The sequence below is a fragment of the Streptomyces sp. NPDC090045 genome (genome assembly GCF_044747975.1).
Classification (GTDB): domain Bacteria; phylum Actinomycetota; class Actinomycetes; order Streptomycetales; family Streptomycetaceae; genus Streptomyces.
In genome coordinates this window covers 319,514-333,973 of the sequence record NZ_JBIVFA010000002.1, presented here as the reverse complement: position 1 = coordinate 333,973, position 14,460 = coordinate 319,514, and the positions used below count along the sequence as shown (strand labels likewise).

The window sequence follows — 14,460 nt, the reverse complement described above, 5'->3', positions numbered from 1 at the left end:
GCGGGCTCGCGGCCCGGCCGCGGGCCGGGGCGCACGGCCGCCGGTTCCGGGCCGGCGCCGCCCGGCAACCGGCGGAGCCGGCGCGGGCCGGCACCCGACCGTGGGCCGCAGACGCGGGCTCGCGGCCGTCGGTTCTCCGGCTACGCCGTGTGGGCCGGGCGGACGGCGCGCAGGGCCCAGCGGTAGTGGGCGGCGGCCTTGGCGGCGCCCAGGAGGGCGGTGATCCACAGGATCATGCCCAGGCCCATGTAGTACGCGACCTCGCCGTACGTCTCCTCGCCCGGGCGGGCCGTCACGGCGACGCCGAAGGTCACCCACAGCCCGGCCGCGCCCAGTACGAGGGAGGCCAGCAGCCAGGTCAGGCTCCGGCCGGGCGCGCGCATCCGGGCGTCGACGGCCGGGTCCCGGCCCGCCTCGGCCCACGCGCTCAGCAGCCGCCGTACCTCGCGGTCGCGCCGGGCGCCCCAGGCGAACCAGAAGCCGGCCGGGATCAGCACGCCGGCGCCCACGACGAGGAAGACGAGCCCGAGGACGAAGGAGACCGGGTCTCCCGCCTCGAAGGCCACCAGGGCCATGCCGACGAAGGACCAGCCGAGGGCGAAGACGGCCGAGACGGACCAGAGCAGCAGCAACCGCCCCATGCCCAGGCTGCGTTGGCGCAGGTCGTGGAGGAAGCGCGCGCGGTCGGCCCGTACGGCGCCCTCGTCGAGCCAGGCGCGCAGGTGCGCGGGCGGCGGCGGAGGCGGCAGGTCACGGCGAGGCATGCACATGACCATAGCCGCAGCCCGGGACCGCTCCCGGACCGGGCGGGCGCCGTCAGCCCCCGTCGACCTCCACCGACTCGAACCGCCAGCGGTGCACGGCCCGCGTGATCAAGTCGGCCGCGGGCTCGGGCAGTTCGGGGAGTTCCGCCGACACCCCTTCGGCCGCCTCCCACCAGGTGATCACGAGCACCCGGTCCTGCGGGGCCCGGAACACCTCGCGGCGCACCGGCTCCCGGGCGAGGACCTGGGCCCGGGCCCACTCCAGGAGTTCGTTGCCCCGGCCGTCCGTGGCCCGGGCCTCCCACATCAGCGCGACGGTGCTCATGAGTAGAGGTTGTCCTTGCTCAGCTCGTGCACGTGGTCGTGGTCATGGGCGTGGCCGTGCCCGTGGCCGTGCCCGGCCGTGTGCGCGGCGCCCGGCACGTGCGGGTCCGTCACCGGCAGCGAGGAGTCGGCCGACAGGTCCCAGTCGGAGGGGGCCCGGTTCCGCTTGACCATCTCCGCGCCCAGCGCCGCCACCATCGCGCCGTTGTCCGTGCACAGCTTCGGCCGCGGCACCCGCAGGACGATCCCCGCGTCGTCGCACCGCTCCTGCGCCAGCGACCGCAGCCGCGAGTTGGCGGCCACACCGCCGCCGATCATCAGGTGGTCGACGCCCTCGTCCTTGCACGCGCGGATCGCCTTGCGCGTCAGCACGTCCACCACGGCCTCCTGGAAGGACGCCGCCACGTCGCGCACCGGCACCTCCTCGCCCGCGTTCCGCTTCGCCTCGATCCAGCGGGCGACGGCCGTCTTCAGCCCGGAGAAGGAGAAGTCGTACGCCGCGTCGCGCGGCCCCGTCAGCCCGCGCGGGAAGTTGATCGCCTTCGGGTCGCCCTCGCGCGCGAGCCGGTCGATGACCGGGCCGCCGGGGAAGCCCAGCTGCAGCACGCGCGCGATCTTGTCGAAGGCCTCGCCCGCCGCGTCGTCGATGGTCGCGCCGAGCGGCCGTACGTCGGAGGTGATGTCGGGGGCCAGCAGCAGCGAGGAGTGCCCGCCGGACACCAGCAGCGCCATCGTCGGCTCCGGCAGCGGCCCGTGCTCCAGCTGGTCCACGCAGATGTGCGAGGCCAGGTGGTTCACCCCGTAGAGCGGCTTGCCCAGCGCGTACGCGTACGCCTTGGCCGCCGAGGTGCCCACCAGCAGCGCCCCCGCGAGGCCCGGCCCGGCCGTGACCGCGATGCCGTCGAGGTCGCGGGCGCTGACCCCGGCCTCCTTCAGCGCGCGCTCGATGGTGGGGACCATCGCCTCCAGGTGGGCCCGCGAGGCCACCTCGGGCACGACGCCGCCGAAGCGCGCGTGCTCGTCGACGCTCGACGCGATCGCGTCCGCGAGCAGGGTCGTGCCACGGACGATGCCGACGCCGGTCTCGTCGCAGGACGTCTCGATTCCGAGGACGAGCGGTTCGTCAGCCATTGCTCTCACTGCTCTCAGTTCGTGCTTGTGCGGGGTCGGTCAGTCGCATGACGAGCGCGTCGACGTTGCCGGGCTGGTAGTAGCCGCGCCGGAAGCCGATGGGCTCGAAGCCGAAGCGCTCGTAGAGCTTCTGGGCGCGGGTGTTGTCCACCCGCACCTCCAGCAGCACCTCGGCGCATTCGAACGCGGTGGCGGCGCGCAGCAGGTCGGTGAGGAGCCGGGCGCCGAGCCCGGTCCCCCACTGGTCGCGGGCGGCCGCGATGGTCTGTACGTCGGCCAGGTCGCCGGCGGCGGCCAGTCCGGCGTATCCCACGAGCCGGCCCGACGCGTCCTCGGCCACGACGTAGCGGCGGGTGGCGTGCGGGCCGCGGGCGTGGGCGAGCTCGGACCAGAACATCCCGGCGGACCAGGCGTCCTCGGGGAACAGCTCGTGCTCCAGTTCCAGCACGGGCCCGATGTCCCACCAGCGCATCTCGCGCAGGGTGTGGGGGGTCGCCGGGGTCACTGCGGGGTGACCACCTTGTAGTTCTTGGGGACCTGCGCGTCGGGCCGGCGCAGGTAGAGCGGGGTCGGAGGCAGGAACTCGGCCCCCGCCGCCAGTCGTTCCGCGGCCAGTGAGGCCAGCGCGGCGGCGGACTGGTGCTCGGGGCCGCGCGCGTCCGGGAACACCTCGGGGTACAGGAGCGCGCCCTGGCCCACCGCGGGCACCCCCGCGACCTGCTCGGCGATGTCGGCCGGGCGGTCCACGGCGGGCTCTCCGACGCGCGTGCGCGGGTCCTCGTACCGGGCCCAGTAGACCTCTTTGCGCCGCGCGTCGGTGGCGACGGTGAAGGGGCCCTCGATCCCGGCGGCGCCGGCGGCGTACGCGAGGCCGTCGAGCGTGCACAGGCCGTGCACGGGCACGCCCAGCACGGCGGCGAAGGTGGTGGCGGTGACGAGGCCGACGCGGAGCCCGGTGTAGGGGCCGGGGCCGACCCCGACGACAATGCCGGTGAGGGCGTCGAGCTTCAGCCCGGCCTCGGCGAGCACCTGGTCCACGGAGGGCAGCAGCAGCTCCCCGTGGCGGCGGGCGTCGACCTGGTTCGACTCGGCGAGGACGGACTCGCCGTCGTGCAGGGCGACGGTGACGGCGGGCGTGGCGGTATCTACAGCGAGCAGGAGCACGCGAACAGCCTACGACTCCGGCGGCCGCGCCCCTTGCGGCCGGTCGGAAAGGAGGGCGGCTGCTACCTTTCGACCGAGGGATCACTGAGGTATCGGTCGAGCCGTCGGCCGGACCGCCGGTCGAACTGTCGGTCGCGGTGTCGGTCGGCGCGGAGAGGTGGAGCAAGGTGGCACGCAGCAGCTCGGGAATCGTGGCCGGGCTCACCATCGCGGCGGTGGCCGCGGTCGGCTTCCTCGGCTACCAGGCCTCCGCCACGGCGCCGCCGCGCGCCCCGAAGGCGGCCGCGCAGAACCCGGCCCCCGCCCCGAGCCAGGCCGCCGCCAAGCAGGACCCGGCGAAGCCGGTGCCCGTGCCGGAGGGCTCCGGCACGGGGACGCGCGTCGTGTACTCGGTGGGCCAGAAGCGGGTGTGGCTGGTGGGCGACGCCGGGCAGGAGCCGAAGTCGTTCACGGTGATGCCGAGCACGGTGCACCCGAAGGCGGGCAGCTACCTCGTCGGTTCGCGCTCGGGCTCGGTCACCGGCTCGGACGGCGTGCCGATCGAGCACGTCGTGCGGTTCGCCACCGCCGAGGGTGTGGCGGTCGGCTTCAGCGCCCGTCTGGACGGCGCGACGCCGGCGCCCGACGCGGCCAAGAAGACCGGCGGGATCCGCATGACGCGCGCCGACGGCGACGCGATGTGGGCCTTCGCGACGATCAACTCGAAGGTCGTCGTCGTCCCCTGACCGGGACGCCCGCGCTTCACCCGTACGTGCGACTCAGGCCGCTTCGGATTCCGGAGCGGCCTCTTCGCATGCGCCGTCCTCGGGCGCTCCCGGTACGCGTTCGCGCGCGGGCGGCGTCGAGACGGCTGTGGCGGCCACTCCGGCGGCGAGCAGCGTCCGCATGGAGACGACGGACGGGCGGGGATCGCGCTGTGCTCCTGCTGGTGCCGACATGGCTGCCTCCTGGACCCCGGGACACCGAACTTAGGCATACCTAAGAAACTCTCGGTACCATGTCACCACGAGCGCTGCCACCAGCGCAATATCTTGCCGACGAGTTGTCGGGACGTTTACTCCGAGAGAGCACCGGCCAGGGAGTCCAGCCCGGCTCCGGCCGTCCAGCGCGCCCCGACCCCGCGCACCGCGACCTCGCGCACGTCGTCCAGCACCTCCTCGTGGCCGACCGCGCGCGCGATCACCACGTGCAGGCGGTCGTCGGAGAGCTCCTCCACCTTGCCGTCGCCCCACTCCACGACGACCACGGACTCGGGCAGCGAGACGTCGAGGTCCAGGTCCTCCATCTCGTCCAGCCCGCCGCCCAGGCGGTACGCGTCCACGTGCACCAGCGCGGGCCCGCCGGTCAGCGAGGGGTGCACGCGGGCGATCACGAAGGTCGGCGAGGTCACGGCCCCGCGCACGCCCAGGCCCTCGCCCAGGCCGCGGGTCAGCGTGGTCTTGCCCGCTCCCAGCTCACCCGTCAGCAGGACGAGGTCGCCGGGACGCAGCAGGGCGGCGATCCTGCGGCCCAGTTCCTGCATCTCGTCGGGCGAACCGACGGTGATCCGGGTCTCCGTGCTGTCCTCGGCCTCAGGTGCCGGTGCCTGGCTGCGCTGGGCTTCCAGCGGTACTTCTTCCATGCGCGCCAACGTTAGTCGGTGTGGGGAGCGGGACGGCGCCGGTCTGCGCCAGCAGCCCGGTGAGCAGCCGCGTCACCGTCTCCGGGCGCTCCAGCATCATCAGGTGCCCGGTGGACTCCAGGACCACGAGGTCCGCGCCGGGCAGCGCCTCCTTGATGGCCACGCTGTGCCCGGGCGGGGTGATCATGTCCTTGTCGCCGGCGATGACGGTGACCGGGATGTCCGCGAACAGCCGGAGCGCGGCCGTCTTGTCGTGGGTCTGGAAGGCCGGGTAGAACTCGGCGACCACGTCGATCGGGGTGGCCTCGATGAGCCGCTCCGCGAAGCGCGTGACGCCCGGGTCCACGTCACGGGAGCCGAACGAGTACATCTTGATCATGCCGGCGAACAGGTCGGCGGTGGCCCGGCGGCCCTTCTCCACCAGCTCCACCTGCGATCCGAGCGCCTTGAGCACGCCCGGCAGGATCCGCCGCACGGCGCCCACCCCGACGGACGGCAGCCCGTACGTCACCTCGTCGAGGCGGCCGCTGGAGGTCCCGACCAGGGCCACGCCGACCACGCGCTCGCGCACGATGTCGGGGAACTGCTCGGCAAATCCCATGATGGTCATTCCGCCCATCGAGTGACCCACGAGGATCAGCGGGCCCTCTGGCGCGGCGGCGTCGATGACGGCCCTCAGGTCGCGGCCGAGCTGCTCCATGGTCAGCGGCTCGCCGTCCGCCTGGGCGAGGCCGCGCGCGCTGCGGCCGTGGCTGCGCTGGTCCCAGTAGACGGCGCGGACCATTCCACGCAGGGCGGCGCGCTGGAAGTGCCAGGAGTCCTGGCTGAGGCAGTAGCCGTGGCAGAAGACGACGGTGGCCGGGGCCGCGGCCTTGCGCCGCAGCCGCCGCCGCTTGCCCTCCTCGGGCACTTCCTCGACCTCGTAGTAGAGCTCGGTGGCGTCCTCGGCCCGGCAGGTCCCCTCGGTCCCGCGCAGGGCGCCGTAGTCCCCGGCGGCGTCGAGTGCGAGGCGCGCCTTCCTGCGCATGCCGCGCCCGACGGTGATCCGCTCGACCGCGACACCGGCCGCCGCGCCAGCGGCCATCACGCCGATGGCGGCGCCGGCCCAGCCGGCCTTGCGCCAGTTCTCGCTCACGCCGCCGCCCTCACTCCGCTCGCTCAGCCGCCCAGGTACACCCGGGGCACACGTCCACCGATACGGGTGACGATCTCATACGCGATCGTGTGCGCCGCTTGTGCCCAGTCCTCGGCGGTGGGTTCACCACGTTCCGCGTCCCCGAAGATGACGGCTACGTCGCCGGCGCGGGCGTGGTCCGCACCCAAGTCGACCACGAACTGGTCCATGGCGATGCGTCCGGCGACCTGGCGGATCCGGCCGGCGACGAGCACAGGCCCGCGCCCGGAGGCATTGCGCGGGATGCCGTCGGCGTAGCCGGCCGGGATCAGGGCGAGGCTCGTCTCGATCCCGGTGACGTAGTGGTGGCCGTAGCTGACGCCGTGCCCGGCGGGGACGCTCTTGACCAGGGCGAGGGAGGCCTTGAGGGTCATCGCGGGCCGCAGGCCCAGCTGGGCCGGGGTGCCGAGCTCGGGCGCGGGCGAGACCCCGTAGAGGGCCAGCCCGCAGCGCACCAGGTCGAAGTGGGACTCCGGCAGGGTGAGGGTGGCCGGCGAGTTCGCGATGTGCCGGACCTCGGGCTCGACGCCCTCCTTCTCGGCGTACGCGAGCATGTCGCGGAAGGCGGCGAGCTGGAGCTGGATGGAGGGGTGGCCGGGCTCGTCGGCGCAGGCGAAGTGCGACCAGACCCCGGTGACCTTGACGGTCCCCTCGGCCTCGGCGGCGACGGCCGCCCCGACCAGCGCCTCCCAGTCGGCGGGCTGGCAGCCGTTGCGGCCGAGGCCGGTGTCTGCCTTGAGCTGGATCCGCGCGGTGCGGCCCGCGGCGCGGGCGGCCTCGCGCACCTCGTCGAGGGCCCACATTCCGCTGACGGACACGTCGATGCCGGCCTCGACGGCCTCCCGCCAGGGCCCGCCGGGGGTCCAGAGCCAGCACATGATCCGCCCCTCGATCCCGGCGGCGCGCAGCGCGAGCGCCTCCTCGGGGGTGGCGGTCCCGAGCCAGGTGGCGCCGGCCTCCTGGGCGGCCTTGGCGCAGGCCAGGGCTCCGTGCCCGTAGGCATTCGCCTTGACCACGGCCATCAACTCGGCCCGGGGCGCCCGCTCGCGCAGTGCGCGCACGTTCTCCCGTACGGCGTCAAGATCGATCTCGGCGTACACGCGCGTCGGTGTCTCGTTCATCGCCCCCAGTCTCTCAGAACCCCCGCCCACCCCCACCTTTCAGCCCCACCGAGCCGTTTCAGCCTCGCCGCCCCAATCCAGCCCCGCCGGCGTTTGAGGCGCGGGGGTCCGGGGGCTGGCCCCCGGCAACGGCGCCGCTGCGCGGAGCTGCTCCCCGCCCCGCCCTTTCACCGTTTCTCCCCCAGCTACCGCTGGGAGGTGCCCCCAGGGGCTCCGCCCCAGACCCCGGTCCTCAAACGCCGGACGGGCTGAAAGATCGAGCCTCGCCGCACCAATCCAGCCTCGCCGGCGATTGAGGCGCGGGGTCCGGGGCTGGCCCCGGCGGCGGTGCCGCGGGTGGTCACGGGTGGGTGGTGTTGCGCCAAGCGGACGGAAGGGCCTCGGCCAGCTGGTGGGCCAGGAGGGGGCCGCCGGTGAGCCTGGCCGCCAGGCCGTGGAGGTACGCGGCCACCGCACCGGCATCCGCCCCCGACAGCCCGCCCGCCAGCAACGACCCCGCCAACCCCGACAGCACGTCCCCGCTCCCCGCCGTGGCCAGCCACGAACTCCCCGTCGGATTCACCCGGACGGCGCACCCGCCGGAGGCGACCAGCGTCGTCGACCCCTTCAGCAGCACCGCCGCCCCGTACCCGGCCGCCAGCCTCCGCACCGCCCCCAGCCGCCCCGCCTCCACCGACTCCCGCGACACCCCGAGCAGCGCCGCCGCCTCCCCCGCGTGCGGGGTCAGCAGGGTCGGGGCCGTGCGGGCCCGCAGCAGGTCCGCGTCCAGCCCGCGCAGCCCGTCCGCGTCGACCAGCACCGGCACGTCGTCCGCCAGCAGGTCCGCGACCTCCCCGGCGCGCCCCTCCCCCAGTCCCGGCCCGACCACCCACGCCTGCACCCGGCCGGGCCCGATCAGCGTCTCCGGGTACCGCGCGAGCACGGCCTCCGCCGCCGGCCCCACGTACCGCACCGCGCCCGCACCGCCCCGCAGCGCTCCCGCCACGGCCAGTACGGCCGCCCCCGGGTACTGCGCGGAGCCGGCGACGATCCCGACCACGCCCCGCCGGTACTTGTCGCTCGTCGCCGTCGGCACCGGCAGCAGCCCCGCGACGTCGACGTGCTGCAGGGCCTCCACCTGCGGCGACGGCAGCTCCAGCCCGATGTCCACCAACCGCACCACCCCGGCCCGCGAGGCCCCCGGGTCGATCAGCAGACCGGGCTTGTACGCGCCGAAGGTCACCGTCACGTCGGCCGTGACGGCCGGCCCCGGCACCTCCCCGGTGTCCGCGTCCACCCCGCTCGGCAGGTCCACGGCCACCACCGGGACCCCCGGCGGGATCCGTTCCGCCAGCGCGGCCGCCGCCGGCCGCAGCCCGCCCCGGCCGCCGATCCCGAGCAGCCCGTCGACCACGAGGTCCGCCCGCTGCGGGACGGCCTCCCCGACCCGGCCGCCGGCGGCCCGCAGCGCGGCCAGCCCGCCCGCGTGCATCCGTTCGGGGTCCATCGGCACCGCCGTGACCGCGGCCCCGCGCCGGGCGAGGCGCGCCCCGGCGTAGAGCGCGTCGCCCCCGTTGTCGCCGGGCCCGACCAGCAGCACGATCCGGGACCCGTACACCCGCACGAGCAGCCCCGCGCACACGGCGGCCAGTCCGGCCGCCGCCCGCTGCATCAGGGCCCCTTCGGGCAGCCGGGCCATCAGCTCCCGCTCGGCGGCCCGTACGGTCTCCACGCTGTAAGCAGTACGCATGGGACCAGCCTGCCCGACGGCGGGCGCTATCCCTCGGCGATCACCACGGCGGAGGCGACGCCGGCGTCGTGGCTCAGCGAGATGTGCCACGACTTCACGCCCAGCGCGAGCGCCCGCGCCTCCACCGTCCCCGCCACCCGCAGCCGCGGCTGCCCGCTGGCCTCCACGTACACCTCGGCGTCGGTCCACAGCATCCCGGCGGGCGCGCCGAGCGCCTTGGCCAGCGCCTCCTTGGCGGCGAACCGCGCGGCGAGCGAGGCGGTCCCGCGCCGCTCACCGCTCGGCAGCGTCAACTCGGCGTCGACGAACAGCCGCTGCGCGAGGCCCGGCGTGCGCTCCAGCGCCGCGCCGAACCGCTCGATCTCCGCCACGTCGATCCCGACGCCGATAATCACGTCCCACAACTCCAGCCGGTCACTACTCCACGGTCACGGACTTTGCGAGGTTACGCGGCTGGTCCACCTCGTTGCCCCGCGCGGTCGCCAGTTCGCACGCGAAGACCTGCAGGGGCACCGTCGCCACCAGCGGCTGGAGCAGCGTGGGCGTCGCCGGGATCCGGATCAGGTGGTCGGCGTACGGGACCACCGCCTCGTCACCCTCCTCCGCGATCACGATGGTCCGCGCCCCGCGCGCCCGGATCTCCTGGATGTTCGACACGATCTTGTCGTGGAGCACCGACCGGCCGCGCGGCGACGGGACGACCACCACCACCGGCAGGTCCTTCTCGATCAGGGCGATCGGCCCGTGCTTGAGCTCGCCCGCCGCGAAGCCCTCGGCGTGCATGTACGCGAGCTCCTTGAGCTTGAGCGCGCCCTCCAGCGCCACCGGGTACCCGACGTGCCGGCCGAGGAACAGCACGGTGTTCTTGTCGGCGAGGGAGCGCGCGAGCTGCCGTACCGGCTCCATGGTCTCCAGCACGGTGTCCACCGCGGCGGCGATGTCCGACAGTTCGCGGATCACGGCCCGGATCTCGTCGCCCCACTTCGTGCCGCGCACCTGCCCGAGGTACAGCGCCACGAGGTAGCAGGCGACCAGCTGCGTCAGGAACGCCTTGGTCGAGGCGACGGCGACCTCGGGCCCGGCGTGCGTGTAGAGCACGGCGTCCGATTCGCGCGGGATCGTCGAGCCGTTCGTGTTGCAGACGGCCAGCACCTTGGCCCCCTGCTCGCGCGCGTGCCGGAGCGCCATCAAGGTGTCCATGGTCTCGCCGGACTGGGAGATCGCGACGACCAGCGTCCGCTGGTCCAGGATCGGGTCCCGGTAGCGGAACTCGCTCGCCAGCTCCGTCTCGCACGGGATGCGGGTCCAGTGCTCGATGGCCAGCTTCGCGATCATGCCCGCGTGGTACGCCGTACCGCACGCCACGATCACGACCTTGTCGACCTCCCTGAGCACCGAGACGGGGATGCGCACCTCGTCCAGGGTCAGCGAGCCGCTCGCGTCGATCCGGCCCAGGAGGGTGTCGGCGACGGCCTTCGGCTGCTCGGCGATCTCCTTGAGCATGAAGTAGTCGTAGCCCCCCTTCTCGGCCGCCGAGGCGTCCCAGTCCACGTGGTAGGCGCGCACGGTCGCGGGCGTACCGTCGAAGTTGGTCACCGTGACCCCTTCGCGGCGCAGTTCCACGACCTGGTCCTGGCCCAGCTCGATCGCGGCCCGGGTGTGGGCGATGAACGCGGCCACGTCCGAGGCGAGGAAGTTCTCGCCCTCTCCGACGCCCACCACCAGGGGCGAGTTCCGGCGCGCGCCGACCACCACGTCCGGGTCGTCGGCGTGCACGGCGACCAGCGTGAAGGCGCCCTGCAGCCGCCGGCACACCTGCCGCATGGCCTCGGCGAGGTCGCCGGTCGCCGAGAAGTGCTCGGCCAGCAGGTGCGCCACGACCTCGGTGTCCGTCTCGGAATCCAGCCGGTGGCCGCGCTCGGCGAGTTCGGTCCGGAGCTCGGCGAAGTTCTCGATGATGCCGTTGTGCACGACGGCCACCCGCCCCGAGTTGTCGAGGTGCGGGTGGGCGTTGACGTCGGTGGGCCCGCCGTGGGTCGCCCACCGGGTGTGTCCGAGTCCCGTGGAGCCGGCCGGCAGCGGGTGACCGACCAGTTCCTTCTCCAGATTGACGAGCTTGCCGGCCTTCTTGGCGGCCGCCAGGCTGCCGTCGGCGAGCACGGCGACCCCCGCCGAGTCGTAGCCGCGGTACTCCAGTCGCTTGAGTCCGGCGATGACCACATCGAGCGCAGACTGCGCTCCCACGTAACCCACAATTCCGCACATAGGCCGCAGCGTACGCCGTAGTTGGCCGTCTGCCCCGTACCTGAACGAGACGAAAACCCCGCCCCGGCCGATGAGCCGGAGCGGGGTTGACGTGGGATCGGACGGGGCTCAGCCGAGCTTCTTCACCTGCGCGGCCACGATGGCGGTCGGCTTCTCCGCGACGCCCGCGGCCGACGCGGTGTGGGTGGCCAGCACGTTGCCCTTGCGGACGACGACGGTCTCGGTCGTGACCTTCGTGCCCGCGACGTCGGCCTCCAGCGTCAGGGCGATCGCCTCGTCGCCCCCGGTGGCCGCGGAGGACACCACCTTGTCGATCTTGGTGTTCTCGCCGTCCATCGCCAGCGAGAAACCGCCGGCGCACGCGGTGGCCGCGCTCTTGACGGCCGCGAAGGCCTCCTCCGCGCCCTTGCCCTCGTACGAGGCGAGGGTGACCGAGGTGCGGGTGCCGGCGAGGGCCTTCAGCCCGGCCGCGGCCGTGTCCTCCGGGCTGGCGCCCGCCTTGGGCTTGGCGACGGCCTTCATCCGCGCCACACCGGCGGCCGTACCGACGGTGGCCGTGCCCTGGGTCCTGACCACGGGCTGGCACTCGGCCTTGTCGCCCTTCGCGGCCTCGGCGATCGCCACCTCGTCCTTCGGGACGGCGACGACCAGGTGGTCCGCCAGATCGTCCTTGGTCAGGATCAGGGCGGACAGCTCGGCGTCCGTCTTCGCCTTGGCGGCCGGGGCGGCCGCGGCCGGCGAGGAGGCGGCGGCCGACGGCTTGGCATCGGCCTTGGTGTCGGCCTTGTCGGAGCCGCAGGCGGTGGCCAGCAGGGCCAGGGACACCGCGGACGCGGTCAGGACGGTACGACGGACAAGAGCGGTACGCACGAAAGATCTCCCCCATGGAGCACAACGGAATCAGGGCAGCACGAAAGGCCATCAGCGCTGCGGTGATCATCAATGTACGGGTTGTTCCATCAGCCGATCGGGGATTTCCGCGAGGCCCGCCGATCGTGATCAGGGCGAGACCCCCTTCGCCCCGAATCGAGACCGGCCCCGCCACAACCGCCGCCCTGCCCTCCCACGGCCCCCGCGCACGTGACCGACCACACCACCCACAAGCGCCCCCGAGCCCCGACAATGGCGGTGTGATCACTTCGCCGCCACGAAGCAGCACGCCGGACGACGCAACGGAGCGACGCGGCCGGGAGGGGCACCCCACGCGCCCCGCCCACCGCCGGGGCCCCGAGGCCTCGCCGTACGTCGACCTCACCCGGGCCGAGTGGAGCGCCCTGCGCGAGCGGACCCCGCTGCCGCTGACCGCCGACGAGGTGGAGCGGCTGCGCGGCCTCGGCGACGTCATCGACCTCGACGAGGTCCGCGACGTCTACCTGCCGCTCTCCCGCCTCCTCAACCTCTACGTCGGCGCCACCAGCAACCTCCGCGGCACCCTGAACACCTTCCTCGGTGACGCGGGCAACGGCCACGGCGCCCAGCAGGGCACGCCCTTCGTCATAGGGGTCGCCGGTTCGGTCGCCGTCGGCAAGTCCACCGTCGCCCGCCTCCTGCAGGCCCTCCTCGCCCGCTGGCCCGAGCACCCGCGCGTGGAGCTGGTCACCACCGACGGGTTCCTGTACCCGATGAAGGAGCTCCAGCGGCGCGGGCTCACCTCCCGCAAGGGCTTCCCGGAGTCCTACGACCGCCGCGCGCTCACCCGCTTCGTCGCCGACATCAAGGCCGGGAAGGACGAGGTCAGGGCCCCCGTCTACTCGCACCTGATCTACGACATCGTCCCCGGCGAGGAGCTCGTCGTCCGCCGCCCGGACATCCTCATCGTCGAGGGCCTCAACGTGCTCCAGCCGGCCCTCCCCGGCACGGACGGCCGCACCCGCGTCGCCCTCGCCGACTACTTCGACTTCAGCGTGTACGTGGACGCGCGCCCCGAGGACATCGAGCGCTGGTACCTCAACCGGTTCCGGAAGCTGCGCGAGACCGCCTTCCAGAATCCTTTCTCCTACTTCCGCAAGTACACCCAGGTCTCCGAGGAGGAGGCCATGGAGTACGCGCAGACGATGTGGCGGACGATCAACAAGCCCAACCTGCTGGAGAACGTGGCACCCACCCGCGGCCGGGCCACCCTCGTCGTCCGCAAGGGCCCGGACCACAAGGTCCAGAAGCTGAGCCTGCGCAAGCTCTGACACCCGCGTGGCTAGGGTGCGGGCATGCTGCATCTGCGGATGATCACCCCGCACCACCTCACGGAGCAGGTGGTGGAGCTGATCGACCAGACGGTCGGCACCACCCACCTGGTCGTACTGACCGGCGCCGCCCGCGACCCGGAGGGTGACCTCGTGCTCTGCGACGTCGCCCGCGAGTCGGCCGACGAGCTGCTCCAGGAGATGCGCGTCCTCGGCATCGACCGGACCGGTTCGATCGCCGTCGAGAACATCGACCTGTCGATCTCCCGGCGCGCCGACGCGGCGGAGGAGGAGGCGCCGGGCGAGGCCGCCGACGCGGTGGTCTGGGAACAGCTCGCCGAGTCGACGCACGAGGAGTCCACCCTCACCATCACCTACGCCGCCTTCATGATCCTGGCGACGATGATCGCGGCGTGCGGTGTCGTGCTCGACAACGCCGTGCTGATCGTGGGCGCGATGGCGGTCGGCCCCGAGTTCGGCCCGCTCGCCGGCATCTGCACCGGTCTGGTGCAGCGCAGGCCCAGACTCGCCTGGCGCTCGTTCGTCGCGCTGGCGGTCGGCTTCACGGCGGCGATCGTGGCCACCACGGTCTTCAGCCTGGTCATGGACGAGCTGGGCCTCTTCCACGAGCACCTGCTCGAGAACGAACGGCCGAACACCAGCTTCATCTGGCAGCCCGACCCGTTCTCGTTCGTCGTGGCGCTGCTTGCAGGCGTGGCCGGCATGCTCTCGCTGACGTCCGCGAAGGCGGGCGCACTCGTCGGCGTGGCGATCTCCGTGACCACCGTCCCGGCGGGCGCCAACGCCGCCGTGGCCCTCAGCTACGGCGACCTCGGCCAGATGTGGGGCTCCGGCATCCAGCTGGCGCTCAACCTGGGCGGCATCATCCTCTCGGGGACACTCACCCTCATCGCCTGGAAACTGCTGTGGCGCACCCAGCAGAACCGGATGATCCGGAAGCCGGGTGCGCCACGGGGCAGGCGATAA

Annotated in this window: 16 protein-coding genes; 3 read left to right on the top strand and 13 right to left on the bottom strand. The window is 73.5% G+C overall.

Annotation, left to right across the window (positions count from 1 at the left end; all coding sequences use genetic code 11):
• Positions 1-140: 140 nt before the first annotated feature.
• Genes ACIPYQ_RS06565 through tsaB form a run of 5 tightly spaced genes read right to left on the bottom strand, consistent with a single transcriptional unit; the run spans position 141 to position 3,383 of the window.
• On the bottom strand, positions 141-764 hold the full coding sequence (locus tag ACIPYQ_RS06565) for a hypothetical protein (RefSeq protein ID WP_401246765.1): 624 nt from the start codon (positions 762-764) through the stop codon (positions 141-143).
• Between the two features lie 52 nt (positions 765-816).
• The gene (locus ACIPYQ_RS06560) at positions 817-1,089 is read right to left on the bottom strand and encodes a hypothetical protein (RefSeq protein WP_361760632.1); all 273 of its coding nucleotides are present in this window, start codon (positions 1,087-1,089) and stop codon (positions 817-819) included.
• The gene (gene tsaD, locus ACIPYQ_RS06555) at positions 1,086-2,219 is read right to left on the bottom strand and encodes a tRNA (adenosine(37)-N6)-threonylcarbamoyltransferase complex transferase subunit TsaD (protein ID WP_401246762.1); all 1,134 of its coding nucleotides are present in this window, start codon (positions 2,217-2,219) and stop codon (positions 1,086-1,088) included. Before tsaD ends, ACIPYQ_RS06560 begins: the two co-directional genes overlap by 4 nt.
• On the bottom strand, positions 2,212-2,691 hold the full coding sequence (gene rimI / locus ACIPYQ_RS06550; protein ID WP_319727525.1) for a ribosomal protein S18-alanine N-acetyltransferase: 480 nt from the start codon (positions 2,689-2,691) through the stop codon (positions 2,212-2,214). Before rimI ends, tsaD begins: the two co-directional genes overlap by 8 nt.
• A gap of 29 nt (positions 2,692-2,720) precedes the next feature.
• Positions 2,721-3,383, bottom strand: a complete 663-nt coding sequence (gene tsaB / locus ACIPYQ_RS06545; protein ID WP_327415826.1) for a tRNA (adenosine(37)-N6)-threonylcarbamoyltransferase complex dimerization subunit type 1 TsaB — start codon at positions 3,381-3,383, stop codon at positions 2,721-2,723.
• 167 nt (positions 3,384-3,550) lie between these two features.
• On the opposite strand from tsaB, the gene ACIPYQ_RS06540 reads away from it, so the two are divergent.
• The gene (locus ACIPYQ_RS06540) at positions 3,551-4,108 is read left to right on the top strand and encodes a hypothetical protein (RefSeq protein WP_361760645.1); all 558 of its coding nucleotides are present in this window, start codon (positions 3,551-3,553) and stop codon (positions 4,106-4,108) included.
• 33 nt (positions 4,109-4,141) lie between these two features.
• Here ACIPYQ_RS06540 and ACIPYQ_RS06535 read toward each other — a convergent pair whose 3' ends face one another.
• From ACIPYQ_RS06535 to ACIPYQ_RS06500, 8 genes are all read right to left on the bottom strand, one after another.
• A complete protein-coding gene (locus ACIPYQ_RS06535; RefSeq protein WP_361760648.1) occupies positions 4,142-4,321 on the bottom strand; it encodes a hypothetical protein in 180 nt (59 codons plus the stop codon).
• Positions 4,322-4,437: 116 nt separating this feature from the next.
• Positions 4,438-5,004 (bottom strand): tRNA (adenosine(37)-N6)-threonylcarbamoyltransferase complex ATPase subunit type 1 TsaE, encoded by a 567-nt coding sequence (tsaE, locus tag ACIPYQ_RS06530; protein WP_401246756.1) that lies wholly within the window; start codon positions 5,002-5,004, stop codon positions 4,438-4,440.
• On the bottom strand, positions 4,955-6,166 hold the full coding sequence (locus ACIPYQ_RS06525; protein ID WP_401247673.1) for an alpha/beta fold hydrolase: 1,212 nt from the start codon (positions 6,164-6,166) through the stop codon (positions 4,955-4,957). Before ACIPYQ_RS06525 ends, tsaE begins: the two co-directional genes overlap by 50 nt.
• Positions 6,163-7,299: an alanine racemase gene (gene alr / locus ACIPYQ_RS06520; RefSeq protein WP_401246753.1), complete on the bottom strand. Its 1,137-nt coding sequence runs from the start codon at positions 7,297-7,299 to the stop codon at positions 6,163-6,165. Before alr ends, ACIPYQ_RS06525 begins: the two co-directional genes overlap by 4 nt.
• 340 nt (positions 7,300-7,639) lie before the next feature.
• Positions 7,640-9,028 (bottom strand): NAD(P)H-hydrate dehydratase, encoded by a 1,389-nt coding sequence (locus ACIPYQ_RS06515; protein ID WP_401246750.1) that lies wholly within the window; start codon positions 9,026-9,028, stop codon positions 7,640-7,642.
• A gap of 26 nt (positions 9,029-9,054) precedes the next feature.
• On the bottom strand, positions 9,055-9,423 hold the full coding sequence (locus ACIPYQ_RS06510; protein WP_361753562.1) for a holo-ACP synthase: 369 nt from the start codon (positions 9,421-9,423) through the stop codon (positions 9,055-9,057).
• Between the two features lie 22 nt (positions 9,424-9,445).
• Positions 9,446-11,293, bottom strand: a complete 1,848-nt coding sequence (gene glmS, locus ACIPYQ_RS06505; protein ID WP_401246746.1) for a glutamine--fructose-6-phosphate transaminase (isomerizing) — start codon at positions 11,291-11,293, stop codon at positions 9,446-9,448.
• Between the two features lie 108 nt (positions 11,294-11,401).
• The gene (locus ACIPYQ_RS06500; protein ID WP_401246744.1) at positions 11,402-12,163 is read right to left on the bottom strand and encodes a hypothetical protein; all 762 of its coding nucleotides are present in this window, start codon (positions 12,161-12,163) and stop codon (positions 11,402-11,404) included.
• Between the two features lie 260 nt (positions 12,164-12,423).
• Between ACIPYQ_RS06500 and coaA the strand changes: the two genes are divergently transcribed.
• Positions 12,424-13,473 carry a type I pantothenate kinase gene (gene coaA / locus ACIPYQ_RS06495; protein WP_361753568.1) on the top strand — a complete coding sequence of 350 codons (1,050 nt, stop codon included), beginning with the start codon at positions 12,424-12,426 and terminating at the stop codon, positions 13,471-13,473.
• Positions 13,474-13,497: 24 nt separating this feature from the next.
• Positions 13,498-14,460, top strand: a complete 963-nt coding sequence (locus ACIPYQ_RS06490) for a DUF389 domain-containing protein (protein ID WP_401246741.1) — start codon at positions 13,498-13,500, stop codon at positions 14,458-14,460.

Coding starts and splice junctions, on each gene's coding strand:
- ACIPYQ_RS06565 (WP_401246765.1), bottom strand. CDS start 764: ATGCCTCGCCGTGACCTGCCGCCTCCGCCGCCGCCCGCGCACCTGCGC.
- ACIPYQ_RS06560 (WP_361760632.1), bottom strand. CDS start 1,089: ATGAGCACCGTCGCGCTGATGTGGGAGGCCCGGGCCACGGACGGCCGG.
- tsaD (WP_401246762.1), bottom strand. CDS start 2,219: ATGGCTGACGAACCGCTCGTCCTCGGAATCGAGACGTCCTGCGACGAG.
- rimI (WP_319727525.1), bottom strand. CDS start 2,691: ATGCGCTGGTGGGACATCGGGCCCGTGCTGGAACTGGAGCACGAGCTG.
- ACIPYQ_RS06535 (WP_361760648.1), bottom strand. CDS start 4,321: ATGTCGGCACCAGCAGGAGCACAGCGCGATCCCCGCCCGTCCGTCGTC.
- tsaE (WP_401246756.1), bottom strand. CDS start 5,004: ATGGAAGAAGTACCGCTGGAAGCCCAGCGCAGCCAGGCACCGGCACCT.
- alr (WP_401246753.1), bottom strand. CDS start 7,299: ATGAACGAGACACCGACGCGCGTGTACGCCGAGATCGATCTTGACGCC.
- ACIPYQ_RS06515 (WP_401246750.1), bottom strand. CDS start 9,028: ATGCGTACTGCTTACAGCGTGGAGACCGTACGGGCCGCCGAGCGGGAG.
- glmS (WP_401246746.1), bottom strand. CDS start 11,293: ATGTGCGGAATTGTGGGTTACGTGGGAGCGCAGTCTGCGCTCGATGTG.
- ACIPYQ_RS06490 (WP_401246741.1), top strand. CDS start 13,498: ATGCTGCATCTGCGGATGATCACCCCGCACCACCTCACGGAGCAGGTG.